Source organism: Arthrobacter sp. 05N425, from assembly GCF_056397125.1.
Genome location: NZ_JBFTMU010000010.1, coordinates 1 through 25,500, shown reverse-complemented (window position 1 = coordinate 25,500; position 25,500 = coordinate 1). Strand labels below are relative to the sequence as shown.

Genomic DNA, 25,500 nt, shown 5'->3' with positions numbered 1-25,500 from the left:
TTACAGTGGACAACTATTAGCCGGGGTCGGGGAAGGCCTTCGGAGAATTTCACTACCTCAGGGCGCGCATTGTGGCAAAGGATCCACGTGTGCGCTCTCGTTTGGAAGTGTGGCGGTGCCCGCGTTTTCCGCAAATATCCGGAGCTGCTCCGGAGCTGCCCTTGGGGGTGTTTGCGCCGGGGAAACGTGTGCGCTTTTCCCCGTGCCCGGATGGTCCAAAAGATATGGGCAATCGTGGTCAAGTTCTTCACATCGGACGGCAAGTTCAGCTTCGTCAAGGTCGGCGCGCAACTCGTGGTGCTCGTGGCACTCGTGCTCGGCCTGGTCGCCTTCGTTGGCAACAACAAGACGGTCACCCTCAACGTCGACGGACGAGTGAGCTCCGTGCAGACCTTCGGCGGCACCGTCGGTCAAGTGGTCCGCGGCGCCAAGGTCGAGCTGCAGGCCGCCGACAAGGTGTCGCCTTCGGCTGAATCCCATGTGCAGGACGGATCCGTCATCAACGTCAACCTCGCCAAGGCCGTGAAGGTCAGCGTGGACGGCGCCGAGCGGACCATCACCACCACCGCGCCCACCGTCGAAGGGCTCGTGACGGAACTCGGCGTCGCCTCCGCCTCGAAGATCTCCGTTCCGAAGGACGCGCAGCTGGCCGTCTCCGGTTCCTTCGTCAGTATCTCCACGCCGAAGGCCGTGACCCTCGTGGCCGACGGCAAGGCCACCAAGACCATGACGACGGCGGCGACCGTCGGCGGTGTCCTCGCCGACGCCGGCGTCAAGCTCGGCGCCAGCGACCGCACCTCGCAGCCCGGCAACGCGCCGGTCGTCAACAACATGGTGGTCAAGGTCTCCCGCGTTGACACGTCCAAGACCGCGGCCACCACCGAAGCCGTACCCTTCGAGACGCTGACCGCCGAGGACGCGGCGCTGCCGAAGGGCGAGCAGAAGGTCATCCAGGCCGGTGTGGCCGGCAGCATCAGCAAGAGCTTCAAGCTGGTCCTCGTGGACGGCCGTATCGCCTCCCGGACGCTCGTGGCCCAGAAGGTCACGCGCGAGCCGGTCACCGAAAAGGTCAGCATCGGCACCAAGGAGAAGCCCAAGGTGGAGGCTGCCGCCCCGGCCGCCGCAAACACCGGCGCCGCGGCCCCGGCGATGATGAACGTGGGCATGTGGGACAAGATCGCGCAGTGCGAGTCCGGCGGCAACTGGTCCATCAACTCCGGCAACGGCTACTACGGCGGGCTCCAGTTCGACGTCCAGACCTGGCTCGGTGCCGGCGGCGGCGCGTATGCCCCCAACGCCAGCCAGGCCAGCAAGGCCCAGCAGATTGCCATTGCCAACCGCGTCTACGCTGAGCGCGGACTGTCCCCGTGGGGCTGCGGCTGGGCGGCCTCCAGCTGACACCCCATTCCGGCCCGCGTGGCCGGTCAGGCAACCACGGTTGCCGCATCGGCTGACCACCGCCGCGGCGCACCTTCGAAGGCCGGTCCCGGATCCCGGGACCGGCCTTCGCCGTTGCCGCCGCGGGATAGGATACCTAGGTGACTGAACCGACCCCCTCCGCCCCCGTCGAGCGCTCCGCGGCGCCCGCCGGTGCCCCAGCGCAGCTCCTGGGCGCCTCCGACATCCGCAGGCTGGCCGAGGAAATCGGGGTCCGTCCCACCAAGACCCTGGGCCAGAACTTCGTCATCGACGGCAACACCATCCGGCGCATCGTCGCCGCGGCGGACATCAGCGCGGACGAGACCGTGCTGGAAGTCGGTCCGGGCCTCGGCTCGCTGACCTTGGGCCTGCTGGACGCCGCCACCTCGGTCGTCGCCGTCGAAATCGACCCGGTCCTCGCCGCCAAACTGCCCGACACCGTGGCACGCTGGCGCCCCGGCGCCGTCGAAAATTTCCACCTGGTCCTCGCCGACGCGATGAAGGTGACCGAGCTGCCGGTGCAGCCCACGGCGCTGGTCGCCAATCTTCCCTACAACGTGGCCGTCCCCGTCGTGCTGCACCTGCTGCAGCATTTCCCGAGCCTGCGGCACGGCCTGGTCATGGTCCAGGACGAGGTGGCCGACCGGCTCGCCGCCGGCCCGGGTTCCAAGACCTACGGCGTCCCCTCGGTCAAGGCAGCCTGGTACAGCGGCATGCGCAAGGCCGGTGTGATCGGGATGAACGTCTTCTGGCCGGCGCCCAAGATCCATTCCGGGCTCGTCGCCTTCACCCGGCGGGAACCGCCGGCAACCTCCGCCACCCGGGAAGAGGTCTTCGCCGTCATCGATGCGGCCTTCGCCCAGCGGCGCAAGACCCTCCGGGCCGCTCTGGCGGGCTGGGCCGGAAGCGCCGCCGAAGCCGAACGCTGTCTCCGGGCCGCCGGCGTCGACCCCACCGCCCGGGGCGAAGTGCTCGACATCACCGCCTTCGCCCGCATCGCCGAAGCACACGCCCGGCCCGGCACCTGAGCGCCGCGGCCGACGGTTCTGCTTGGAGCCTCAGCCTGCCATGCCATAGCGTGGAGCCATGAACGCAGTGAGAGGGCGCTTTGCCGCCAGGACTGTCCGGGTCAAGGCACCCGGCAAGGTGAACGTCTCACTGGATGTCGGACCGCTACGCCCGGACGGCTACCACTCGGTGGCAAGCGTCTACCTTGCCGTATCCCTGTATGAAGAGGTCGCCGCCACCAGCACGGACACCGGCGAGATAACGGTCAGCATCAGCCCGGCCAGCACCCTTGACCTGGACGGCGTCGACATCCCGCTCGACGAACGCAACCTTGCGTACAAGGCCGCGGCCATCATGGCCGATGTCTCAGAGCACTCCACCGGCGTGCACCTCGAAATCATCAAGCGGGTTCCGGTCGCCGGAGGCATGGGCGGCGGCTCGGCCGACGCCGCGGCCACCCTGCTGGCCTGCGACGCGCTGTGGAACAGCGGGCTCTCCCGGGACGAACTGGCCCACCTCGCTGCCGAGCTGGGGGCCGACGTGCCGTTCTCCCTGCTGGGAGGGACTGCCGTCGGACTGGGCCTGGGCGACGAGCTCTCCCCGGCGCTGGTGAAGGCTCAGACGGACTGGGTGCTCGTCACCGCGGATTTCGGCCTGCCTACACCCGCGGTCTACAAAACCCTGGACCGGCTGCGCGCGGACGAAGGGGTGGAAGTCGAGGAGCCCACCGCCGTCGATCCCCGCGTCCTCGCCGCGCTCCGCAGCGGCGACGCCGATGCGCTCAGCCGGGTCCTGGTCAACGATCTGCAGCGCGCCTCGATCGAGCTGGCACCCGGGCTCCGCGACGTCCTGGGGCTGGGCGAATCCTGCGGCGCGATCGCGGGAATCGTCTCCGGCTCCGGCCCCACGGTGGCCCTGCTGGCGCACAGCCCGGCCGCCGCCGAAGGACTCGCCGAAGACCTGCGCCACCACGGCCTCGACGCCCAGGCGGTCCACGGCCCGGTGCACGGCGCCCGGATCATTTCCGATACGCTCCTTTAGTAGCTTTGACTGTATATACGTCATATACGTCAGAGCTACGTCAGCTAAGCAGCGTCTTTAGCTCGACCATTTCATCTAGGAAAGCAGTTCCCAGTGGCACACCTGCTCGGCGGCGAGAACCTCACGGTCTCGTACGCAACCCGTACCGTCCTCGATGGCATCACCCTCGGCCTTGAAGAGGGCGACCGGATCGGCATGGTGGGCCGCAACGGCGACGGCAAGTCGACGCTGATGCGGCTGCTGGCCATGCGTGCCACCCCCGACTCCGGCCGGGTGACCAAGCGCAGCGAGGTCAACATCGGCTACCTGGACCAGAGCGACGTGCTCGACGGCGACCTCACCGTCGGCGCCGCGATCGTCGGGGACCAGGCCGACTACGAATGGGCCCGCAACCCGCAGATCCGCGAAATCATGGGCGGGCTCGTGTCCGACGTCGACTGGCACGCCAACGTGCACGCGCTCTCCGGCGGGCAGAAGCGCCGTGTGGCGCTGGCCAAGCTGCTGATCGAGGACCACGACGTCATCATGCTCGACGAGCCCACCAACCACCTCGACGTCGAGGGCGTCGCGTGGCTGTCACGGCACCTGAAGACCCGCTGGCGGCCCAACCAGGGCGCGTTCCTCGTGGTCACCCACGACCGCTGGTTCCTCGACGAAGTCTGCAACAAGACCTGGGAAATCCACGACGGCATCATGGACCCGTTCGACGGCGGTTACGCCGCCTACGTGCTGGCCCGCGCCGAGCGTGACCGGGCTGCCTCCGTGACGGAGGGCAAACGCCAGCAGCTCGTCAAGAAGGAACTTGCCTGGCTCCGGCGCGGCGCCCCCGCCCGCACCGCGAAGCCCAAGTTCCGGATCGAGGCAGCCAACGCCCTGATTGCGGATGTCCCGGAGCCGCGCGACTCGACGGCCCTGAGCAAGATGGCCACCGCCCGGCTCGGCAAGGACGTCCTGGACCTCGAGAACGTCTCCCTCGACTTCCTCGGCGGCGAGCCCGGGCAGAAGCTCTTCGACAACATCACGCTGCGGCTCGCGCCGGGCGAGCGGCTGGGACTCGTGGGCGTCAACGGTGCCGGCAAAACCACCCTGCTGAAGCTCCTCAACGGCGAAATCCAGCCCACCTCGGGGAAGGTCAAGCGCGGCAAGACCGTGGTCACCGCGGTCCTGACCCAGGAGGTCAAGGAGCTCGACGACGTCAAGGACCTGCGCGTCATCGAAGTGATCGAGCGCGAGAAGCGATCGTTCAACGTCGGCGGCAAGGAGTTCACCGCCGGGCAGCTCGTGGAGCAGCTCGGCTTCACGAACGAGAAGCAGTGGACCCCGGTCAAGGACCTCTCCGGTGGCGAACGCCGCCGCCTCCAGCTCCTGCGCCTGCTGGTGGGGGAGCCGAACGTCCTGATGCTTGATGAGCCCACCAACGACCTCGACACGGACACCCTCGCCGCCGTCGAGGACGTGCTGGACGGCTGGCCGGGCACGCTCGTGGTGGTCAGCCACGACCGCTATCTGCTGGAACGCGTCACGGACCACCAGATGGCCCTGCTCGGTGACGGCAAGATCCGCGCCCTGCCGCGCGGCGTGGACCAGTACCTGGAACTGCGCGAGGCTGCGCTGGCAGGCTCCACCATCACCGGCGGCGGCAACCCGGTCACCTCCTCCAGCGCCGCTGCGGCCCCGGCTGCCACCGGACCGTCCGAAGCCGAAAAGCGCGACGCCCGCAAGGCCAAGAACCGGATCGACCGGCAGCTGGGCAAACTCAAGCAGCAGGAAGACAAGATCCACGCCCAGATGACCGCCGGCGCCGGTGACGCCTCCAAGTTCGACGAGCTGGCCGGCCTGAACGCGAAGCTGCAGCAGCTCGCCGCCGAACGCGAGGCCCTCGAACTCGAATGGCTCGAAGCCCTCGAGGTCCTCGGCGAGTAACGCCCAAGGCGGAGTCTTCTCCGGACATGTTCCGTGTGCAGGGTCAGGAATGGGCATGCCCGCTGCAGCCCTGCAGGACTCACGGACATGTCCGTCGTTCGGGCCCGGGAATGGGCATGCCCGCTCCAACCCTGCAGGACTCACGACATGTCCGTCGTTCGGGCCCGGGAATGGGCATATTGGTGATATGTCCATTGCCCGCGAGCAGGGACGGGCATGTCCCTCGGGTGGGCGTGAAGCGGGGCCGCCGGGGATGTCCCTCGGCCCGCGAGCAGGGACGGGCATGTCCATTGCCCGCGAGCAGGGACGGGCATGTCCCTCGGGTGGGCACACGGAGGATTGCTTGTGGCTCCCGTTCCGGGCTCAGGGCCGCTGCGCCGCGTAAGTGACCGCTGGGCAACCAACCATTGGGCGGGGTTGCTCAGTCCTCGCTGCGGAGTCCCGGGTCCTTTTGCAGGCCGGTGAGGCCGTTCCAGGCGAGGTTGACCAGGTGCGCGGCGACTTCGCGTTTGTCCGGGGTCCGGCTGTCCTGCCACCACTGCCCGGTCATCGCGACCATGCCGACCAGCATCTGGGCGTACATGGCTCCGTCGGCTGCGCTGAAGCCGCGGTGGGCGAACTCGTCGGCCAGGATGTACTCGACCCGTGCCGCCACCTGCGAGAGCAGGGTGGAGAACGCGCCTTCGGGCTGGGACGGCGGGGCGTCGCGCATCAGGATGCGGAAGCCGTCGGTCCGGTCCTCGATGTAGCCCAGCAGCGCCAGGGCGGCCCGCTCCACCAGGACGCGGGGCTTGGCCTCCTCGGAGAGCGCGTCATTGATGGAGCCGAGCAGGATCCGGAATTCGTGCTCCACCACCTGGGTGTAGAGGCCTTCCTTGGAGCCGAAGTGTTCGTAAATCACCGGCTTCGAAACGCCGGCTGCGGCGGCAATCTCTTCGAGGGTGGTGCCGTCGAGGCCGCGGAGGGCGAAGAGTCCCCGGCCGATGCCGATCAGCTGGGTGCGCCGCTGGGGCCCGGTCATTCGCGACCTGGGGATGTAGTCGGGGGCCCGCACCGGCCTGCCGGTGCGGTGGTCCGCCCCTCCGGACACGCCTGCGCTGTTGCTCACAGCACCATCATGCCTTACAGCGGTGCCCGTCCCCGGGCGTTGAGTCGCACGAGCAACATCCTTCGTGGCAGAATTGTCTCTTGTGCCACCGGCTCGCTGCCGTGGCATGGTCCGCTCTGGTGTAATGGCAGCACCCCGGCCTTTGGAGCCGTGGAGTATAGGTTCGAGTCCTATGGGCGGAACTGTCGTGGGCGCCCCAGCCGGAGGAACCGGTCCGGGCGGGCGGGGGCCGGCGGAAGTCCAGTAGGATGAAGAGCATGCCGCGACCGGAATGCGGTCCGGCACGGCCGCGCGGAGCCGGCAACAAGGTGGACCACCTGGCTGTCGCCCCGGGTCAACCGAGAGACCGAGCAGCGGCACTGAGTCAGGCCACTGAGCAAGGAGAGCCCGTACGTGAGCCCCGAGAACACCGGCCCCGCCGCCGTCATCGTCCTAGCTGCAGGCGCCGGTACCCGGATGAAATCCCGTACCCCCAAGATCCTCCACGAGATTGGCGGTCGCTCCCTCGTCGGCCACGCCCTCAACGCCGCCCGCGCCATCCGGCCCCGCGAGCTGGCCCTCGTGGTCCGCCACGAACGCGACCAGGTCGCCGCGCACATCGCCGAAATCGACCCGCAGGCCTTGATCGTCGACCAGGACGACGTCCCCGGCACCGGCCGTGCCGTCGAAGCCGCCCTCGAGGCCCTCGACGCGCTCCACCCCGAAGCCCGGCTGAGCGGAACCGTCGTCGTCACCTACGGCGACGTCCCCCTGCTCACGGGCGAACTGCTTTCCGAACTGGTCGCCGTGCACGAGGCGGACGGCAACGCCGTCACCGTCCTCACCGCGGTCCTGGACGATGCCACCGGCTACGGCCGCATCCTCCGCGGCGTGGACCGCACCGTGACCGGCATCCGCGAACACAAGGACGCCAGCGACGTCGAACGCGAAATCCGGGAGGTCAACTCCGGCATCTACGCTTTCGACGCCGGCGTGCTGCGGGACGCCCTGGTCCACGTCACCACGGACAACGTCCAGGGCGAGAAGTACCTCACCGATGTCCTCTCCCTGGCCCGCGCCGCCGGGGGACGGGTCGCCGCCGTCGTGACCGAGGACCGCTGGCAGGTCGAAGGCGCGAACGACCGCGTTCAGCTCTCCGCCCTCGGCGCCGAACACAACCGGCGCATCGTCGAGGCCTGGATGCGCGCCGGTGTCACCGTCGTCGACCCGGCCACCACTTGGATCGACGCCACCGTGACCCTCGACGAGGATGTCCGCCTGCTGCCCAACACCCAGCTGCACGGCTCCACCACCGTGGCGCGCGACGCCGTCGTCGGCCCGGACACCACGCTGACCGACGTGCGGATCGGTGAAGGCGCCAAGGTGGTCCGCACCCACGGGTCCGGCTCCACCATCGGCGCCAACGCCAGCGTAGGCCCCTTCACCTACCTGCGCCCCGGCACCGTCCTGGGCGAAACCGGCAAGATCGGCGCGTTCTACGAGACCAAGAACGTCACCATCGGCCGCGGCTCGAAACTCTCCCACCTCGGCTACGCCGGCGACGCGGAGATCGGCGAGGACACCAACATCGGCTGCGGCAACATCACGGCCAACTACGACGGCGAGAAGAAGCACCGCACGGTCATCGGCTCCGGTGTCCGCACCGGATCCAACACGGTGTTCGTGGCTCCGGTCCAGGTGGGCGACGGCGCGTACAGCGGCGCGGGCGCCGTGATCCGCAGCGACGTCCCCGCAGGCGCCCTGGCCTTGACCATCGCCAAGCAGCGGAACTCCGAAGGCTGGGTCCTCTCGCACCGCCCGGGCTCCATCTCCGCCGCGCTGGCCGAAGCCGCCGGCGCCACCTCATCATCTTCCAGTACTCCGGCATCGACAGAAGAGGGCTAGCAAACATGAGCGAAATTACGGCACACGGGGAGAAGAAGCTGGTGCTCGCCGCCGGGCGGGCACACCCGGAGCTGGCGCGCGAGATCGCCAAGGAGCTGGGCACCGAACTGCTGCCCCTGGACGCCTACGACTTCGCCAACGGCGAGATCTACGTCCGGGCCGGCGAAAGCGTCCGCGGCACCGACGCCTTTGTCATCCAGGCGCACCCGGCACCGCTGAACAACTGGCTCATGGAACAGCTGATCATGATCGATTCGCTCAAGCGGGCCTCCGCCAAGCGCATCACCGTGGTCTCGCCGTTCTACCCGTACGCCCGCCAGGACAAGAAGGGCCGCGGCCGCGAGCCGATCTCCGCCCGCCTGGTCGCGGACCTTTACAAGACCGCCGGCGCCGACCGCATCATGAGCGTGGACCTGCACACCTCGCAGATCCAGGGCTTCTTCGACGGCCCCGTGGACCACCTGATGGCGATCCCGCTCCTCGCGGACTACATCCGCACCCGCGTCGGCTCGGACAAGATCACCGTCGTGTCCCCGGACACCGGGCGCGTCCGCGTAGCCGAGCAGTGGGCCGAACGCCTCGGCGGCGCGCCGCTGGCCTTCGTGCACAAGAGCCGTGACCTGACCGTGCCCAACCAGGCGGTCTCCAAGACCGTCGTGGGCCAGATCGAGGGCCGCACCTGCGTGCTGATCGACGACATGATCGACACCGGCGGAACCATCTCCGGCGCCGTCCAGGTGCTCAAGAACGCCGGCGCCAAGGATGTCATCATCGCCGCGACCCACGCTGTGTTCTCCGACCCGGCGTCGCAGCGCCTCGCCGAATCCGGCGCCCGTGAAGTCGTGGTCACCAACACCCTGCCGATCTCCCCGAGCAAGCACTTCCCGCAGCTCACCGTGCTGTCCATCGCTCCGCTGATCGCCCGCGCGATCCGCGAAGTGTTCGACGACGGCTCCGTCACGAGCCTCTTCGACGGCAACGCCTAGCGGCTAAGCAGCAACACCCAGCCGCGTGCCCGTCCGGGCACCCGGTACCCGGTGCCGGGCCCCCTTTTCGCTAAACGGGGCCCGGCACTGCTAAACTCGTTCCGATACCTTGGCGAGGGAGAGCACCGGTAAACCGCTTGCACGGAAAATGTGCACGGTTGGCTGTACTGCTGGTCTCCGTAATCGACTGGGTCTGAATCTCCCTTCTGAAGGGCGGCCCGGCCGCCCGGCGTTGAAGGTCGCTGACAGACCTCCGCCCTTGCTGAACACCGTTCGTCCCAGAGGAGATATCCATGTCTGAGCAGAAGCTCGCAGCAGAAGTCCGCACCGAATTCGGCAAGGGCTTCGCCCGCCGCGCCCGCATGGCCAACCTGATCCCGGCCGTCATCTACGGCCACGGCGCAGAGCCGATCCACATCACCCTGCCGGCCAAGGCCACCACCCTGGCCGTCCGCACCGCMAACGCCCTGCTGTCCCTGGACATCAACGGCGAAGAGCACCTCGCCCTGGTCAAGGACATCCAGCGCAACCCGATCAAGCAGATCATCGAGCACCTCGACCTGCTGACCGTCCGCAAGGGCGAGAAGGTCACCGTTGACGTCCCCGTTCACGTCACCGGCGACGTTGCCCCGGGCAACGTACACAACCTCGAGATGACCACCGTCTCGCTCGAGGCCGAGGCAACCCACCTGCCGACCGCCGTCGAGGTCAGCATCGAAGGCCGCGGCGCCGGCGAGCACATCCACGCGTCCGACCTCGTGCTGCCGAAGGGCACCCTCCTGCTGGCAGACGCCGACGCCCTGGTTGTCAACATCTCCGAAGCCGTCGAAATCGTAGAGGAAGAAGAGACCACGGAAGAGGCTGCTCCGGCCGCCGAAGCCGCAGCGTCCTCCGAGGCTGCCGCCGAGTAATTCCGGCGCATTCTCAGGTGGCCGGGTCCCGACGGGGCCCGGCCGCCGTCGTCTCCGCCCCCCGCCGCACCTGGCCCGACGCCCCAAGAAGGATTGATCCATGACTGACAGCTGGCTGATCGTAGGCCTCGGCAACCCGGGTGCCGAATACGCCCACAACCGGCATAACGTGGGTCAGATGGTGCTCGATGAACTCGCGCACCGGGTCGGCGGCGGCTTCAAGTCGCACAAATCCCGCGCCCAGGTCCTCGAGGGCCGGCTCGGTATCGGCGGTCCCCGCGTGGTGCTCGCCAAGCCGCTGAGCTACATGAATGTCTCCGGCGGGCCGGTCTCCGCGCTGGCGAAGTTCTACGACATCGAGCCCGCCCGCGTCATTGCCGTCCACGACGAGATTGACATTCCTTTCAACACCGTCAAGCTCAAGATCGGCGGCGGCGAGGGCGGCCACAACGGCCTGCGCGATATCTCCAAGGCGCTGGCCACGAAGGACTACCTGCGGGTCCGCGTGGGCGTGGGCCGGCCGCCCGGCCGGATGGACACCGCCGATTTCGTGCTGCGGGACTTCGCCGCGCCGGAGAAGAAGGAACTCCCGTTCCTGATCGACGCGGCTGCCGACGCGGTGGAGGCACTGGTCCGTGACGGACTCCAGTCTGCCCAACAAAAGTTCCACCCCGCGAAGGCCGAGTAGCCGCCCTCGCCCTGCCCCGGCGGCGGGAGCCCCAGTGACACCCGCCCCGTCTCAAGGGCCGGTCTTCCTTTCCAAGCGTCCCGGCTTGCCGTTATGATCTGTCTACTTGTCGGGGGATAGGGTTACGCTACTTCTAGGCGGACGGTTTCAGGTTTGCCGTCCGCACAGCGGTACGAAGGAAACTAGATGTCGAGGGATTCACTGGGCTGGGGGAATGTTTCCACTGCATTGGCACCGGCCGAAGTTCAAGAGGCCGCGGGGCCGGTGAATAGACACGCGTGGTCCGGTCTGGCACGCGGCGCCGATGCCGACCGCGTGCGGGACGCCCTGACCGCGCCCGACAGCATGGGTGTGGTCATCACGGGGGACCGGGGAGTCGGCAAATCCCTCGTCGGACGCAGTGCCCTCGCCGGATTCGGTCCGGACGTCTTTACACTCCAGCTCCGAAGTTCCGGGTCCGGCTCCGCCACGCCCTACGGATGCCTCGCATTCACCCTGGCCCGGCTCCCGCAAAGCGCCCTCGGATCGCCCACCGCGATCCTGCACGGCATCACCTCGCTGATCCGCAACGACGCCGCCGGCCGAAAGTGCGTGATCCTGCTGGACAATGCGGGCTCCCTCGACGAACAAAGCACCGGGGTGCTGCTGAACCTGCTGCAAACCGGAACGGCCAGGCTCGTCGCCACCGCACAGCGCGCCACCGACCTGCCGCCCGACTTCTACTGGCTCATCACCTCCGGCCAGCTCGCCGAGGTCCGGCTCGACACCATGACCGAGATCGAAACCCGGGAAGTGCTCCAGGCTGCGCTCGGGCACCGGGTCTCAACCGCCCTGGCAAGCCAGATGCACGAACTCGTCGGCGGCAGCCCCACGCTCCTGCAGGCCGTCGTGTCGGAGCAGATCGAACGCGGCAATCTGGTGCTGTCCGGCTCCGTGTGGACGCTGGTGGACGAGGTCGTGCTGGACGGGAAGACGGCGCTGGAGGACATCGTCAGGGCCCGGTACGCCAGGGAATCGCCGGAGGCGCGGGAAGTGATCGAGGTGCTTTCCTGCGCACGCTGCATGTCCCTGTCCCGGCTTGCCCGGATGTACGGCCCGGGACTCATCGCTGACATGGAGGATGCCGGGCAGATCGTCGTCGACCGCACCGACCAGCACCTCGTAACGCTCGGGGACCGGTATCTGGGCGACATCGTCCGGAACTGGCTGAGTGTCGAGCGCCGGCTGGAGCTGCGCGACAAGGTTCCCGGCCACCAGGAACATGAACTGGCGGAACTGACCGTCGAGGACCTGCTGGCCTACGCGGCCTGGACGCACGACTGCCACGCCGAGCTGGCGCCGGCCCACGCGCTGGCGGCGGCCCAGGCCGCTGTCCGCCTCTTCGACCCGAAGTTCGCGCTCAAGTGCGCCGGCAGCATCAGCTCCGGCGACGGCGAATGGCCCGCCGGGCAACTGCAGAAGGCCGCCGCGTACCTGCAGCTGGGGCTTCCCCTGCAAGCGATGTCCGCGCTCGACGACATTTCCGAGGCACAGATCAACGGGCTGGAGCCGGAGACCTTCGCCGAGCTGGTTGCGGCCAAGGCCGATTGCATGGCGTGGCTGGAGGACCGCAGCGGGAAGGTGCCGGAGCTTATCCGGCAGGCCCGGCTGCGGCTGCAGGAATTCCGGCAGGGCGACCCGCCGGCCGGCGCTGAAGCACTGGCCCGCGCCGGCCTGTGCCTGGACCTGTGCGAGTTCAATTACCTGTCCTTTATCGGCGACTACGAGCCGATGATGGACCGGCTCCGCGCCGCCGCCACGGCCGCCGACGCCGACGCGCTGGACCCGGTGCACCGGCTCCGGACCTCGATCATCCTGATGGAAGCCCTCTGCGTGACGGGCAAGGAACTCGAGGCCCGCCAGCTGATGCGCGAGATCGGCGGGAAGCTGGGCGACTGGTCCAACGTCCCGCGGATCCGCGAGAACTTCGCCTGGCGGGCCTTCAACGTCCTGCTGCTCTCGGGCCAGTGGCGCCAAAGCATCGACATGCTCAAGGACGCCAGCGGGCGTGCCGGGCACGGCCTGCATTCCGGCAGCGCCGCCACCGACCTCGCCGTCGGGCTCGCCTATGTGTACGCGGGCCGGGGCTACCTGGCCCTTGACCCGCTGCTGGCCGCGATCGCCCAGCTTGAAGTCAGGACCAGCCTGCATGCGCTGCGGCAGGCCTACGCCGCAACGGCCTTTGCGTACGCGCAGACGGGCAATTCAGTGCAGGCCACCGTCTACCTGGACCGCGCACGCTCCGCCGACGGGCCGGCACGCTTCGTGGTCAGCAGTTCGACCGAGTTCTGCATGGATATGGCCTCCCGGTGGCTGGGCGACCCCGAAGCGAAAGACCGGCTGGTTCACGCCGCCGAGCGGCACTTCCGCAACGGCCGCTACACCCTGGCCGGGATCTGCATGCTGGGCGCCACGGTCAACGGCAGCGTCAAGGACTTCCAGTTCATGGAAGACATCGCAGCGCTCCGGCAGGGCCCGCTCGCGGAGCTGTCCCGGGTGGTGGCGGTCGGAAGCCGGAAGAAGGACGCCGTCGTGATGCTCGAGGCCGCCGGACAGGCGGCCGCGCTGGAGCTCGACGCCGTCCAGGCCAGGTGCGCGGCGCTCGCGTTCGACTTTGCCAAGGCGGCCGGGCTGGCGGGGACCGCGACTGCGGCGCACAACATGCTGGAGGTCCTGTCCGAATCGGTGCCGGCGCTGCCAATCGTTCCCCGGACCAAGGGGCCCCTGCTGACGGAGCGGGAGCGGCAAATTGCGGCCCTCGCCGGGAATGGAGTTTCCAACAAGGACATTGCCCTGGAAGTGGGTATTTCGGTTCGAACGGTGGAGGGGCACTTGTACCAGGTATTCACGAAACTCGGGGTGTCCTCGCGGAGTGATCTGCTTGGACTCATCTAGGGCCCGGGCGGAAACGCCTGTGGAGGAGGAGAACCGCGTCCTGACGGGGCGCTCGGAGGACGTAAGCTCCGCGGTGGAGGCACTCCAGGGCGGCACGCGGGTCGCCGTGCTGCTGCTCGGGGACCACGGGATCGGCAAGTCAACGGTGATGGAGGCCGTCGCGGCCAAACTCAGCGGCGAGGTGACGCCGGTGCGCCTGCACGGCAGCCCGGCCCTGAGCCACGTGCCGTACGGCGTCCTGGCGCCGTTCATCGTCGACTTGCCCGTCGAGGACGCCACCTCCCAGCTTGCCGTTTTGCGGATCTTCTGGAGCTACCTCGAGGGGCAGCGGCGGGCGACCCAGAAACCTCTCCTGTTGATTGTCGACGACGCCCATGACCTGGATGAGGCGACGGCCGGTGTCCTCGTGGAACTCGCCGCCGCCGGCTGGGCAAAACTGCTCGTCAGCGCGGCGGCCCGCCCGGGACTGCCGGAGCCGCTCCTCCAGCTTTGGTTCGAGGGCATTGCCGAACGTCACGACCTGCGCCCGCTCACCCGGAAACAAACGACCGAAATCCTGGTCCACCAGCTGGGTCCCCAGGTCCTGCCCAGCGTCGCCGAGGTGCTCTGGGAGGCGTCCGCTGGCAACCCGCTGCTGCTCAGCTGCCTGGTCGACGACGCAAAAAACGACGGTTCGCTGCTCCAGCGCAACGGGGTGTGGCTGCTCACCCGCCCGCTGAACAGCCACGGCGAACGGCTGACCGACGTCGTCCGGCGCCAACTGCTCCGGCGCTCGGCCGACGAACGCAAGGCCCTGAACCTTGTGGCGCTGGCCGAGCCGGTGTCCCGGACGCTGATTGAAGCCTTGGTGGACGAAGCCACCGTGGCGGGGCTGATCGAAGAGGAGCTGGTCCGGGTTTCGGACGCCCCCCAGCCTGAACTGCGGCTGTGGCATTCGGTCTACGGCGACACTCTCCGGAACCTGATCTCCCCGGCACGCAGCCTCCAGCTCCGGCAGAGCCTGCTGCGGCTGATGGACCGGGAACCGGCGTCGGCCGAGGGCCTCCTCCGGCACGTGAGCTGGTCGATGGAATGCGGCGTCGAGGTCGAGGACCGGCAGCTGCTCCGGGCCGCGGTGCTCGCCAGCAGGCTCTTCGAGGACGACCTCGCCCGCAAGGCCGCGTCCCAGGTCAAGGACCCGGAGCTGCAGATCGCGGCGCGGTCGGTGATAGCACGCACGCACTACAACACCTCCAACCATGCCTCTGCCCGGGACATCCTGGAGGCGGATTTCGCCAAGGGACGCACGGTGACGAGCCTGCTCACCGGGTCCCTGCTGTGGGCGGCGGTCCTCTCCGCGCTGGGCCATTCCCCGGCCGACATCATTAAGCGCGCTGACGCACTGCTGCGCGCCGGCGAGCGACTCGCCGCGGAGAACCCCGGCGACGCCGACAGCATCCTTACCGCCACCCGCGACCGGGTGCGGACCATCCGCAGCATGGTCCTGGCACTCGCGGGCTACGGCGAGAGCGCGGCGGCTGCCGGAGCCCCGGACCGTGAAACCGGCGGCAGTGTTTCGGGCGGCGACGATGACCGGCCGCCAGCCGCCAACAATCTTGACAGGGCCTTCAGCCTGGCGCTCCAGTCGGAGCAGCTGCTGGTTCAGGGCAAACCTGACAGCGCCTTCGCGGCGGCCACGGCAGCCTTGGAAGCAGCCGGGGCCGACCACGGCGAACTGTATTTCCTCTCCGACTTCCTGGTGGTCCGCGCCGTCACAGCGGCTATCCACGCAGGGGACTGGACCGCGGCGGAAAGCCTGCTTGGAGGGTTCGTGGCGGCCTTTGGACCAAGCCTGATCTCGTTCGGCGGCGGGGTGCACGCGGCCACCGGCATCATCCTGCTCTACCAAGGCAAGGCGGCGGAGGCCAAACGGACGCTGCGTGCGGCGCTTGAGGCCCTGCGGGTCGCGGATCCCCAGCAACTGTTTTCCCTGACGGCGGCCATGGCCTTCGCCGCCGCCGCCGAGATCGGCGCCACGGAGAAAGCCGCAGGGTTGCTGGCGGACTACGAATCCGCCCGGCCGGCTGTCTCCAGGTACCTGCGGACGCTCTCCGAGATGGCAGTGGTGTACGGCAAAGCCAGGCTGGGCGGCCACCGTCGCGCGGCGGAGGAGCTGGAAAAACTGGGCAGGCCCGACGGCGCCGGCGACACCGCGGGACTGGAGTTCGACGCCCTGGCCTTCCGGCTGGCCCTCGGCGATACGGATGCCGCCGTGCGCCTGCGGGAGCTCAAGCCGGTACTGGAGGGCCGCCGGGCCGCGGCCGTCTGCGGCTACGCCGAGGCGCTCGGCACGGAGCAGCCCGCGCAGCTGATTGACGCCGCCAAGAGCTGCGAGGAAGCCGAACTTTGGGGCTTCGCGGGCCTGGCGTACGGCGCCGCCGCGAGCGCCTACCACGCCGCCGGCGACACGCTGCGGGAGCGGATGGCAGTGTCGCAGCAGCAGCGCTGCCGCGATCGTGCCGAGAGCCTGCCGGGGCAGGAACCCGCCGGGCCGGACGACACGCTCGGACTGCTGACCCGCCGGGAACGCGACATCGTGGCGCTGGCCGTCCGCGGCCTGAGCGACCGTCAGATCGCCGCGGAACTGCAGGTCTCGGTCCGGACCGTTGAGGGCCACCTGTACCGCAGCTACGCCAAGTTGAACATCAGCGGACGCGACGAACTTCGAAGGGTGGCCGGGGAGTAGGTGTTTCCTGCTTCGCCGGAGCGCACCACACCGGCGGCACTCGTAGACCGCCGGCGACTACTTGGTTTGCGGCCCGGGGGCGCCTCGGGGTTTCCGAGTACAGCCACGTAGACCCGGGATCGATACCCGCACCGCAATCGAGTACTACCTACGGATRCCTTTGCCCGGGGTAGTCCATACCGTGGAGATATCACTGGTTAAACATTGATTGCGAAGGTCTCTCCCATGTTTCAGCAAGAAGCCGGCGTGCCTGCTGGCAGCGGTAAAACGGACGCGCTCTTAGCAATACACCGGCCAACCCAGGGACGGCAGGATAAACCCTTCACCCGACAACAGACTGTTTCGGAGATCGTCGAAACCCTGACCTCAGGAGCAGGCTGCGGCGTCGTGCTCGTGGGCGAACACGGGGCCGGGAAGTCCTTCATCGCCCAGCGCGCCCTCGAACAGCTCGGCGATGACTACCTGGTTGTCCAGGTCCGCGGGAGTTCCATAGCCTCAAAGCTGCCCTACGGCGCCCTGAGCGTACTCCTCAATGACCTCGATGCCTCGCACCTGGAACACCCCCTCATGGTGCTGCGCGGACTCACCCACTTGCTGCAGACCAAAGCCCAGGGCCGCGGCGTCGTCCTGTTCGTGGACAACGCCCACGACCTGGATGACCTGTCCTGCATGATGGTGGCCCAGCTCAGCGCCGGAGGGCACGTGACGCTGCTCGCCGCCAGCGTGGACCTGCACCATGTTGGCGGGGACATCATGGGGCTCTGGAAGGACGACCTGCTCCGCCGCGTGGACCTGGAACCCTTCGACTTCGCCGAGACCTCGGCCACGCTCAACCAGGAGTATGGGGGACACTTCTCGCATTCCGCCGCCCGGGCGCTCTGGACTGCCAGCGGAGGGAACGCGCTCTTCCTGCATTCGCTGGCCCGGGAGCAGATCAAGCTCGGCACCGTCGTCCGGCAGGACGGCTCGTGGATCCTGGACGGACGCCCAATCGCGCTGACCGGTGAGGTGCGGGACGTCGTCAAGGCCCGGCTGAACCGGCTCAGCCCGGGCCAGCGCGACGTCTTCGAACTGTTGGCGCTCGCCGGCGCCGTCCCGCTGCAGACGCTCATGAGGATCTTCAATCCGCAGGACATGGACAACCTGCAGGAGCGCGCCCTGATCCAGGTCAGCCACGACCACCCGCCGATGGTCAGTGTCGCCAACGCGGTCACCGCGTCAATCGTCGCCAGCGTGGTCCCTCCGGGCCGCAGCGCGGAACTCCGGCGCCGGCTCACGGCCGTGCTGTCGGACACCGAACAGGCCAAAGCCGGCGGAGCCACGGACCTCGCCTGGGCGCTCGACTGCGGGGAGCGGATCAGCGCGGAAACCGCCGTGGCGGCCGCACGCCAGGCCAACAACGCCTCGGATCCCACTTCGGCGCTGAGGTTCATCCACGAAATCGATGGTTGCGGGGCGCTCGCCGGGGCGGTCGTCGAAACGGTGAAGGCCCATATCTCGTTCAACAACAACGAGTCCGCGCGGCGGATCCTCCACGGACTCGATGATTCTGCCGCCGAGGAGTACCCGCTGACCGAGTGGGTCGCCCTGCAGCTCCTTCGGGCCGAGCTGGACCACCGGAGCGCGGCCACCGCAGCCGAAGCCCCGGCCAGGTTGCGGATGGTCCGCGAGCGCCTTTACGGGCAGCCCGCGCAAGATCCGGCCGAACTGGAATGGGCCCGCGGGCAGCTGCGCCTCGCCGAAGTCAAACTTGCCGCCTTCGAGGGCCGCTATGACGACGTTCTGGCAGTCCGTGCCGATCTTGACCCCGAACTGGGCAGCGAAACAGGCATTCTCACCGCGAGCCTGCTCTGCGAGACCATGGCCGTCAGCGGAAATGTCCTCGGCGCCATGGCGCTGGGCAAGCAGATTATGGCGGCGGCCGCGACCGTCCCGCTGGCAGACACCACCGTGCGCGACATCAGGGGACGCTTCCTGCTGCTCCTGCTCCTTTCCGCGAAGTTCCGGGAGGCGTCTGCCTTCATTGCGACCGCGACCGGCACGGCCGAGCCGCACGCCCGCCTCGGGGGGATGTTCGAAATCGGCCAGGGTGTCATCGATCTTCATGCCGGGCGCCTTGAGAGCGCCATTCCCTGGCTGGAGGCCGGGATGTGGCAGCTCCGGACCCAGGATCCCGACGGGTTGTCCGGCCTGGCCACGGCCGCATGTGCTTATGCGGCAGGGCTCGCCGGCGACGAGGAAAAAGCCAGCCTGCTGCTCGCCGAAGTGGCGCAGCCGCAACGCCACGGTTCCTGGCTGGTTGGCCGGGTGACGCGCTACTTTGAGCTTTGCGCGCTGGCTGAACTCGGCCAACGCGCAGCTGCCATCCGCACCCTCCTCGCCGAGGCGGCGAGCGAGGCGGACGCCGGCTCGCCGGCCACCGGGCTGCTCTTCCTGTCCGCGGCGGCACGGCTCGGGGACCGCCAGCTTTGCCAGAAGCTTGCCGGCCTCGCCGCCCAGGTCACCGGGCAGTTCGCCCAGCTGTGCCTGCGCCTGGCAGAGGGAGTGAAGGACGGCGCCAGCGAGCAGCTGCTGGCTGTGGCCAAGGATGCCGATGCCGCCGGGAACGCGCTCTTTGCCCGCGACGTGGCCCGGCGGGCGGTCTACTGCGCCAATGAAGCCGGGAACCGGATCGCGCTCCGCATCTCGCAGCGCACGGAACAGTCCCTCGATGACAGGTTCGGAAGCCCCGGAAACGGCCTGCATTCGCTGACCACCTCCACGCTGACGGCCCGCGAGTGCGAAGTGGCTGTCCGGGCGGCGGCCGGAACATCCAACCGCAAGATCGCGGAACAGATGCACGTTTCGGTCCGGACGGTGGAAGGCCACCTTTACCAGGTGTACTCAAAACTCCATGTCGCGAGCCGATCGGAGCTGAAGGATGTCATCTCGGCACCGGCGGCCAGCGCCCGCATCGGCTGACCGGCGCAGGGGCAGACCCGGCACGCGGGGCTCGGTCGACGACGGTGCGAGGGGCCCGCTGTGGAAGGCCTGACCGATGCGGCCACCCTGATCGGCCGATTCGGCGTCGTCCGGGACGTGATCCACTGCCTGCGCGAGGAGGGCAGGGCCGGGGCCTTGATTGTCGGGGGAGCGGGGTCCGGGAAAACTGTCGTCATCAAGGCCGTGCTGGCGGAGCTTCGGCCACAGGGAGCGGTGATCCGCCTCGCCGCCACACCGGCGCTCGCAGCGGTCCGCTTCGGAGCGCTGACGCCCTACCTGGCGGGCCTGCCGGACCACGATCTCGATTCCTATGCGGCCGTGCTGGGGGCGGTGACTGCCAGCCTCAGATCCGAGCCGGCCCTCGCGCTGTTCGTGATCGACGACGCCCAACACCTGGACCGGGGGACTATCCAGCTGATCGCGCAGGCGGTCGCCACCGGCGCGGCGCGGCTGCTCGCCGCCTGTCGGCCTGGTCCGCTGGTCCCCGAGGAGTTCCTGGCGCTCTGGGGCGACGGCCTCATCTCGAAGTTTGACCTGGCCGCCCTGAGCCGGGGTGAGGTGCACCAACTCTGCGAACAGGTGCTGCGGGCGGACGTGTCTCCGTGGGTGAGCGAACTGTTCGCCAAAATGACCGCGGGCAATCCGTTCATGCTGATGTCGCTGATAGACCATGCACGGGACACGGGCGCGATCGGAAAGCGCCGCGGAACGTGGTTCCTCCTGGCCCCGCCGGACCTCGGCGATGTCCCGGCAGCGGATCTGGTGGACCACCAGCTCCGTTCCATGTCAGCGGAGGAAAAAACCGCCGCCGCCATCGTCGCCCTGGCCGGGCCCCTGTCGCTGGGCCAGATTCTCCGGTTCAGCAGCCCCCGTGCCGTCGACGCCCTTGAAATGGCCGGAATCATCACGGTCTCGCGGGACCTGGACCGCATCGTCAGGCCGGCCAGCCCGCTCATCGGCGAAATCATCCGCCGCCGCGTCCCTGCGGGCCGGAGTGTCAGCCTCAGGTCCAGCCTCCTGGCCCTTCCCTGGGTGGGCGCCGTGCACCCGGACGCATTCCTGAACCAGGTGCGCTGGTCGCTGGATTCCGGCGCGGAACCAGCGTCCCCGGAGCTGCTCGCGGCTGCCACGGCCGCCAACGCGGGCCTGGACGCCGCGACGGCGATCCGGGCCGCCGGGGCGATCCAGGAGGACCGGTTCATGTCGGAGGCCAGGATCCAGCTGGCCTATTCCAGCTATATCCTCGGCCGCCACGGGGAGGCGGCCGACTTTCTCGAGGCCGCGCAGCCGTGGCGGTACGGCCGCGCGTCCTATCTCGCCGCACTCCTGGCTGCCCGGCTCGGGAACTTGGGGGCAGGCGTCGATGTGCCGCGTGAGGCTGGCGCCGGGGAACCGATTCCCGGCATTCCGGATGAGCCGGCGTGGGCGGAGGCAAGCGTGGGCCTCGCCACCGCACTCTTGCTGGAGGACTGGGAGGGCAGGACCACGGAGCTTCAGGAGAGGCTTCGGGAGCTGATCACCGCCGCCGACGCCAACGCGGAAATCCGTATCCCGGCGATGTCGCGCCTGGCCGAGGTCTGGACCGCGCAAGGCCGGGTGCTGGAGGGACTGGGTCTCGGCCGGGAGGCCTGGCGCGACGTGCAGGAGGACGGCCTGGTGCTTCCCCTCGTCCACGAGGACGTCCTGGCGCGGTACTGCCTGAGCCTGGTCCGGGCCGGGGAGTGGGAGGAACTCGCTTCGGTCCTGGACGACTATTCCTCGAACCTGGCCCCGCGGCTGGTGTACAGCGGCGGACTGCTGCACGTGATGCGCGGCTACTCCCGGCTGCGGCAGGGGCGGGTCCCGGAAAGCCTGGCGGAGCTGCTGCTCGGCGTCGAAGAACTCCTGATCGCCGACCCCTGGGAACTGTCCGCCTTCGCCCGTGCGGTGACAGCCTACGCCGCCTCTGCCGTCGGGCATCCAGGCGAGGCGGCAGAGCAGGCGCAAGCCTTCCGCAGCGCCGCCTACCGGGCGCCGGAGACACTGCGGCTCCTCGCGGAGGCTTACTGTACCGCCGCCGAACAGGCCTCCGGCGGGGACGCGGCCGACGCGCGCCGCGAGCTGGGCCGGCTCGCGGACGAGGCGCAGCAGCAGGGGCTCAGAGCCGTCGAGACCGACATCCGCCGGTTGGCCCTCCGCGGCGGGGACACTGCAGCCGCCGCGGCGCTGGCGGCCAGCAGCGGCGCCGTCGACGTGCCGGAGGCGCGCCTGCTGCGGGCCTACGCGCTCGCCGTCACGGCCGCGGATTCGACGGCGCTCACGGCGCTCAGCGACCAGGCCGTGAACGCGGGGCACCTGCTGCTGGCGCTCGAAGCCGCGCAGCAGGCCGCACGACTGCTGGAGAACGACCCGGAAAAATGGAAGCTCACAGCCGTGCAGCGCAAGGTGCACCGCCGGATGGTCGCGGCCGGCATGTCCGGTCCATTGAACAACGCCCAAGGTGAACACCGTGCCGAGTTGACCGCCCGCGAATCCGAGATCCTGAAGCTGGTGACGGCCGGGGACACGAACGCGGAAATTGCGGCCAAACTCACCGTTTCCCAGCGGACCGTCGAGGGGCACCTGTACCGGATCTTCGGGAAGCTCGGCGTCAGTCGCCGCGGCGAACTCGTGGAAATCCAAAAGGATCTTGATTTGCCCTAGCCTCCAGACCGACAGTAACCAAGGCATCGAGGGCGCCCAGTCCCGCAGTTACAGGCGTCCCCCGGTGGCCTGCGTATCGAGCGAGTGACACGAACGCCGGACGAGTATGGCCAAGTAGTTCCGCAGCCAGGAAAGAGGGAGAAGTCGGGTAAATCCTACTCGTGTGCAGATCCGGCCCCCGCGATTGACTTAAGTCAGTCCCGGGAACGACTCAAAAAGTCCTAAAATTAGTATTTAGAGGGCGGTATTGGAACGCGGGCAACCGCAGCAGCCACCGGAAACGCTGGCTGCGTAGACACCTCCCACACCCGAACTCCTTCATTGGAACGGTACGGTGCCGCAGGCGGCAGCCGTACCCCAAAGACGGAGCCGGCGGCGTCAGAGCCTTCTGAGACCGAGGCTCTCCCCCCAGCCGCCGCCGGCTCCCTTTTTACGGTCTGCAGCACGGAAAGTCGGGGGAACTGCCGTAGACGCGGCAACGGACACCGCGCCCGCCCGAGTAGGCGAGGCAACGGTTCGGATCAAAGCCCCGCCAGGGTGCCACGGCACCCGGCGGGGCATTTGACGTTCCGGAACCGTTTCGGGACATGTGCCGGCTTCACCGCAGAGCACAATCCGGCGTGCCGCCAGCGGTACGGATGTCCCTGTGGCCCGCCTGGCCCGACTCAACGGCCGGGCCGAAACCGGGCGCCGCCGGAACGTGGGATAATTAGGTCTAATCTGCGTGACGTAATAGGACCAGCCCGGCCGGGCGCCCCCGCTACGCCCAGCGAAAGCCGATCCAGGAGTTACTGCCCATGGTTGCCACACCAGCCCATCTCCTCCGCTCAGCCACGGCGCTGGGCAACGAGGAGGTCCTGCGGATCCGCAACGACTTCCCGATCCTGCACCGGTCCGTCAACGGGCACCCGCTCGTCTACCTGGATTCCGGTGCCACGTCACAGAATCCGCTCAGCGTGCTGGAAGCGGAGCAGGAGTTCTACGAACAGCGGAACTCCGCGGTGCACCGCGGCGCGCACTACCTCGCGGTGGAGGCCACCGAGGCCTTCGAGGACGCCCGGGAGACCGTGGCGGGCTTCATCGGCGCGGACCCGGACGAACTGATCTGGACGTCCAACGCCACCGAGGGCCTGAACCTGCTCAGCTACTCCTTCCTGAACGCCTCCCTGCCCGGCGCCCCGGCGGAAGCCGCCCGCTTCGCGCTGGCCGCCGGCGACGAGATCGTGGTCACCGAGATGGAGCACCACGCCAACCTGATTCCCTGGCAGCAGCTGGCGGACCGGACCGGCGCCGTACTGAAGTTCATCCCGGTCGACGATGCCGGCGCCCTGGACCTCGACGCCGCCGCGCGCCTGATCGGCGGCCGCACCCGCGTGCTGGCCTTCACCCACGCCTCCAACGTCCTGGGGACCATCAACCCGGTGTCCACGCTGGTCCCGCTGGCCCGCGCCGTCGGTGCCCTCGTCGTGCTGGACGCCTGCCAGTCCGCCCCGCACCTGCCCCTCGACGTCAAGGCCCTGGACGTGGACTTCGCCGTTTTCTCGGGGCACAAGATGCTCGGCCCCACCGGAATCGGCGGACTCTACGGGCGCTCGGAACTGCTCAATGCCATGCCTCCCTTCCTGACCGGCGGCTCCATGATCACCACTGTCACGATGGAGCGCGCCGGTTTCCTGCCCAGCCCGCAGCGCTTCGAGGCCGGCACCCAGAAGATCTCCCAGGCCGTGGCGCTCGCCGCCGCCGCCAACTACCTCAGCGAAACCGGCCTGGCCCGGATCCACGCCTGGGAAACGGAACTGGGCCAGCGGCTCGTGGCAGGCCTCGCGGCCATCCCCGGGATCCGCGTGCTTGGCCCGGCGGCGGGGGAGGAACGGATCGGCCTGGCCGCGTTCGACGTCGCCGGAGTGCACGCGCACGACGTCGGGCAGTTCCTGGACAGCCGCGGGATCGCCGTCCGCGTGGGCCACCACTGCGCCCAGCCGCTGCACCGCCGGCTCGGACTCACCGCGAGCACGAGGGCCAGCACCTACCTGTACAACACCACGGACGACGTCGACGCGTTCCTCGACGCCGTCGCCGGGGTCCGCGGATACTTTCAAGCCTGAGGACGGCACTGCATGAGTCTTGACCAGCTGTACCAACAGATCATCCTGGAGCACTCCAAAGCACGCCACGGCAGCGGCCTGGCCGGCGCCGGAGTGCCCGAAGGGGCCAGCAGCGGCCAGTCGCACCAGCTCAACCCGGTCTGCGGCGACGAAATCACGTTGCGGGTGTCGGTGGCAGGCGGAAAGGTCAGCGAGCTGCGCTGGGACGGCGAGGGCTGTTCGATCTCGATGGCGTCGGCCTCAGTGCTGACCGACCTCGCCGAGGGACTGGATACGGACGAGCTGCGCAGCGTGATCGACAGCTTCCGCGAGGTGCTGCGCTCCCGCGGCAAGGTGCCCGCCGACCCGGAGATCCTGGGCGACGCGGCGGCCTTTGAAGGTGTGTCCCGCTACGCCGCTCGGGTCAAGTGCGCGATGCTCTCCTGGGTCGCTGCCGAGGACGCCCTCGGCCAGGCGGTCGCGGCCCAGAACCGTACCTCCTAGGTCCGTACCTCTTAGGACCCAGGCGGCCAGGACCGCAGGGGCCTCAAGGGGCCCAGCGGCGCCGCCGGACCAGCAATGTGAGCAGGGCGCCGAGGACGGCCCCCAGGGTGTTGGCCAGGACATCGGCCATCGTGGGATAGCGTCCGGGCAGGAAGAGCAACTGTGCAAGTTCGATGGCGCACGAGATCAGGAGCCCGGCGGCCGCGCCGACCCACCAGTAGCCACGGCCGATGATCAAGGCCACGAGGGCGCCCAGCGGAACGAAGAGCAGCACATTGGCGGCGGACTCCACAAAGCCGTAGTCGACCCAGCCGGGAATGCCTCGGCCGTGCAGCCACCTCAACGCCGCGCGCAGCAGCCCGGCGACCGGGCGGTCCACCGGCTGCGGCCACAGGGCGACGGCAGCCAGCACCGCGACGTAGGCGATGAGTCCCCACGTGGCCACGCGCTGGGGCCGCAAGGCATCCCCCTTCGGCAGTGGACAGGCATTTTCCTGAGTCTAGCCCCGCCGCCGCCGCGGGGTTAACCCAACTGGCTCGCAGTTGTTGTCGTTTTGAAGAGTCATAACGTCAACAACTGCGAGCCAGTTGGTCATAACGTCAACAACTGCGAGCCAGTTGG

16 protein-coding genes and 1 tRNA gene are annotated in these 25,500 nt (G+C 68.7%); 15 read left to right on the top strand and 2 right to left on the bottom strand.

The window, feature by feature from the left end:
• The first annotated feature begins 210 nt into the window (after positions 1-210).
• The 4 genes from AC1DGE_RS12975 (at position 211) to AC1DGE_RS12960 (ending at position 5,391) form a co-directional block, all read left to right on the top strand.
• Entirely contained in the window at positions 211-1,398 is a 1,188-nt protein-coding gene (locus AC1DGE_RS12975; RefSeq protein ID WP_476893230.1) for a ubiquitin-like domain-containing protein, read from the top strand.
• A gap of 140 nt (positions 1,399-1,538) precedes the next feature.
• A complete protein-coding gene (gene rsmA / locus AC1DGE_RS12970) occupies positions 1,539-2,447 on the top strand; it encodes a 16S rRNA (adenine(1518)-N(6)/adenine(1519)-N(6))-dimethyltransferase RsmA (protein ID WP_476917572.1) in 909 nt (302 codons plus the stop codon).
• 58 nt (positions 2,448-2,505) lie between these two features.
• Positions 2,506-3,468 (top strand): 4-(cytidine 5'-diphospho)-2-C-methyl-D-erythritol kinase, encoded by a 963-nt coding sequence (locus tag AC1DGE_RS12965; RefSeq protein ID WP_476917571.1) that lies wholly within the window; start codon positions 2,506-2,508, stop codon positions 3,466-3,468.
• 93 nt (positions 3,469-3,561) lie between these two features.
• Complete coding sequence (locus AC1DGE_RS12960; protein WP_476917570.1) at positions 3,562-5,391, top strand: ABC-F family ATP-binding cassette domain-containing protein; 1,830 nt, start codon at positions 3,562-3,564, stop codon at positions 5,389-5,391.
• A gap of 421 nt (positions 5,392-5,812) precedes the next feature.
• Here AC1DGE_RS12960 and AC1DGE_RS12955 read toward each other — a convergent pair whose 3' ends face one another.
• Positions 5,813-6,412 (bottom strand): TetR/AcrR family transcriptional regulator, encoded by a 600-nt coding sequence (locus tag AC1DGE_RS12955; RefSeq protein WP_441418565.1) that lies wholly within the window; start codon positions 6,410-6,412, stop codon positions 5,813-5,815.
• Positions 6,413-6,609: 197 nt separating this feature from the next.
• Here AC1DGE_RS12955 and AC1DGE_RS12950 point away from each other — a divergent pair.
• The 11 genes from AC1DGE_RS12950 to sufU all read left to right on the top strand — a co-directional run bounded on the left by AC1DGE_RS12950 (position 6,610) and on the right by sufU (position 24,879).
• A tRNA-Gln gene (locus AC1DGE_RS12950) sits at positions 6,610-6,681 on the top strand.
• A 211-nt stretch (positions 6,682-6,892) separates the two neighbouring features.
• Positions 6,893-8,383 carry a bifunctional UDP-N-acetylglucosamine diphosphorylase/glucosamine-1-phosphate N-acetyltransferase GlmU gene (gene glmU, locus AC1DGE_RS12945; protein WP_476917569.1) on the top strand — a complete coding sequence of 497 codons (1,491 nt, stop codon included), beginning with the start codon at positions 6,893-6,895 and terminating at the stop codon, positions 8,381-8,383.
• 5 nt (positions 8,384-8,388) lie between these two features.
• Positions 8,389-9,369, top strand: a complete 981-nt coding sequence (locus AC1DGE_RS12940) for a ribose-phosphate diphosphokinase (RefSeq protein ID WP_175322781.1) — start codon at positions 8,389-8,391, stop codon at positions 9,367-9,369.
• Between the two features lie 293 nt (positions 9,370-9,662).
• Positions 9,663-10,280: a 50S ribosomal protein L25/general stress protein Ctc gene (locus AC1DGE_RS12935; RefSeq protein ID WP_476917568.1), complete on the top strand. Its 618-nt coding sequence runs from the start codon at positions 9,663-9,665 to the stop codon at positions 10,278-10,280.
• Between the two features lie 100 nt (positions 10,281-10,380).
• Entirely contained in the window at positions 10,381-10,968 is a 588-nt protein-coding gene (gene pth / locus AC1DGE_RS12930; protein ID WP_441418445.1) for an aminoacyl-tRNA hydrolase, read from the top strand.
• Positions 10,969-11,232: 264 nt separating this feature from the next.
• Entirely contained in the window at positions 11,233-13,902 is a 2,670-nt protein-coding gene (locus AC1DGE_RS12925; protein WP_476917567.1) for a helix-turn-helix transcriptional regulator, read from the top strand.
• A gap of 19 nt (positions 13,903-13,921) precedes the next feature.
• Positions 13,922-16,627, top strand: coding sequence for a helix-turn-helix transcriptional regulator (locus tag AC1DGE_RS12920; RefSeq protein WP_476917566.1), 2,706 nt, complete (start codon positions 13,922-13,924; stop codon positions 16,625-16,627).
• Between the two features lie 225 nt (positions 16,628-16,852).
• Complete coding sequence (locus AC1DGE_RS12915; protein ID WP_441418442.1) at positions 16,853-19,588, top strand: helix-turn-helix transcriptional regulator; 2,736 nt, start codon at positions 16,853-16,855, stop codon at positions 19,586-19,588.
• A gap of 60 nt (positions 19,589-19,648) precedes the next feature.
• A complete protein-coding gene (locus tag AC1DGE_RS12910) occupies positions 19,649-22,291 on the top strand; it encodes a LuxR C-terminal-related transcriptional regulator (protein ID WP_476917565.1) in 2,643 nt (880 codons plus the stop codon).
• Positions 22,292-23,082: 791 nt separating this feature from the next.
• Entirely contained in the window at positions 23,083-24,396 is a 1,314-nt protein-coding gene (locus AC1DGE_RS12905) for a SufS family cysteine desulfurase (RefSeq protein ID WP_441418564.1), read from the top strand.
• A 12-nt stretch (positions 24,397-24,408) separates the two neighbouring features.
• Positions 24,409-24,879: a Fe-S cluster assembly sulfur transfer protein SufU gene (gene sufU, locus AC1DGE_RS12900; protein WP_476909337.1), complete on the top strand. Its 471-nt coding sequence runs from the start codon at positions 24,409-24,411 to the stop codon at positions 24,877-24,879.
• Positions 24,880-24,922: 43 nt separating this feature from the next.
• On the opposite strand, the gene AC1DGE_RS12895 is transcribed toward sufU, so the two are convergent.
• Positions 24,923-25,339 carry a VanZ family protein gene (locus tag AC1DGE_RS12895; RefSeq protein ID WP_441418439.1) on the bottom strand — a complete coding sequence of 139 codons (417 nt, stop codon included), beginning with the start codon at positions 25,337-25,339 and terminating at the stop codon, positions 24,923-24,925.
• Positions 25,340-25,500 lie beyond the last annotated feature (161 nt).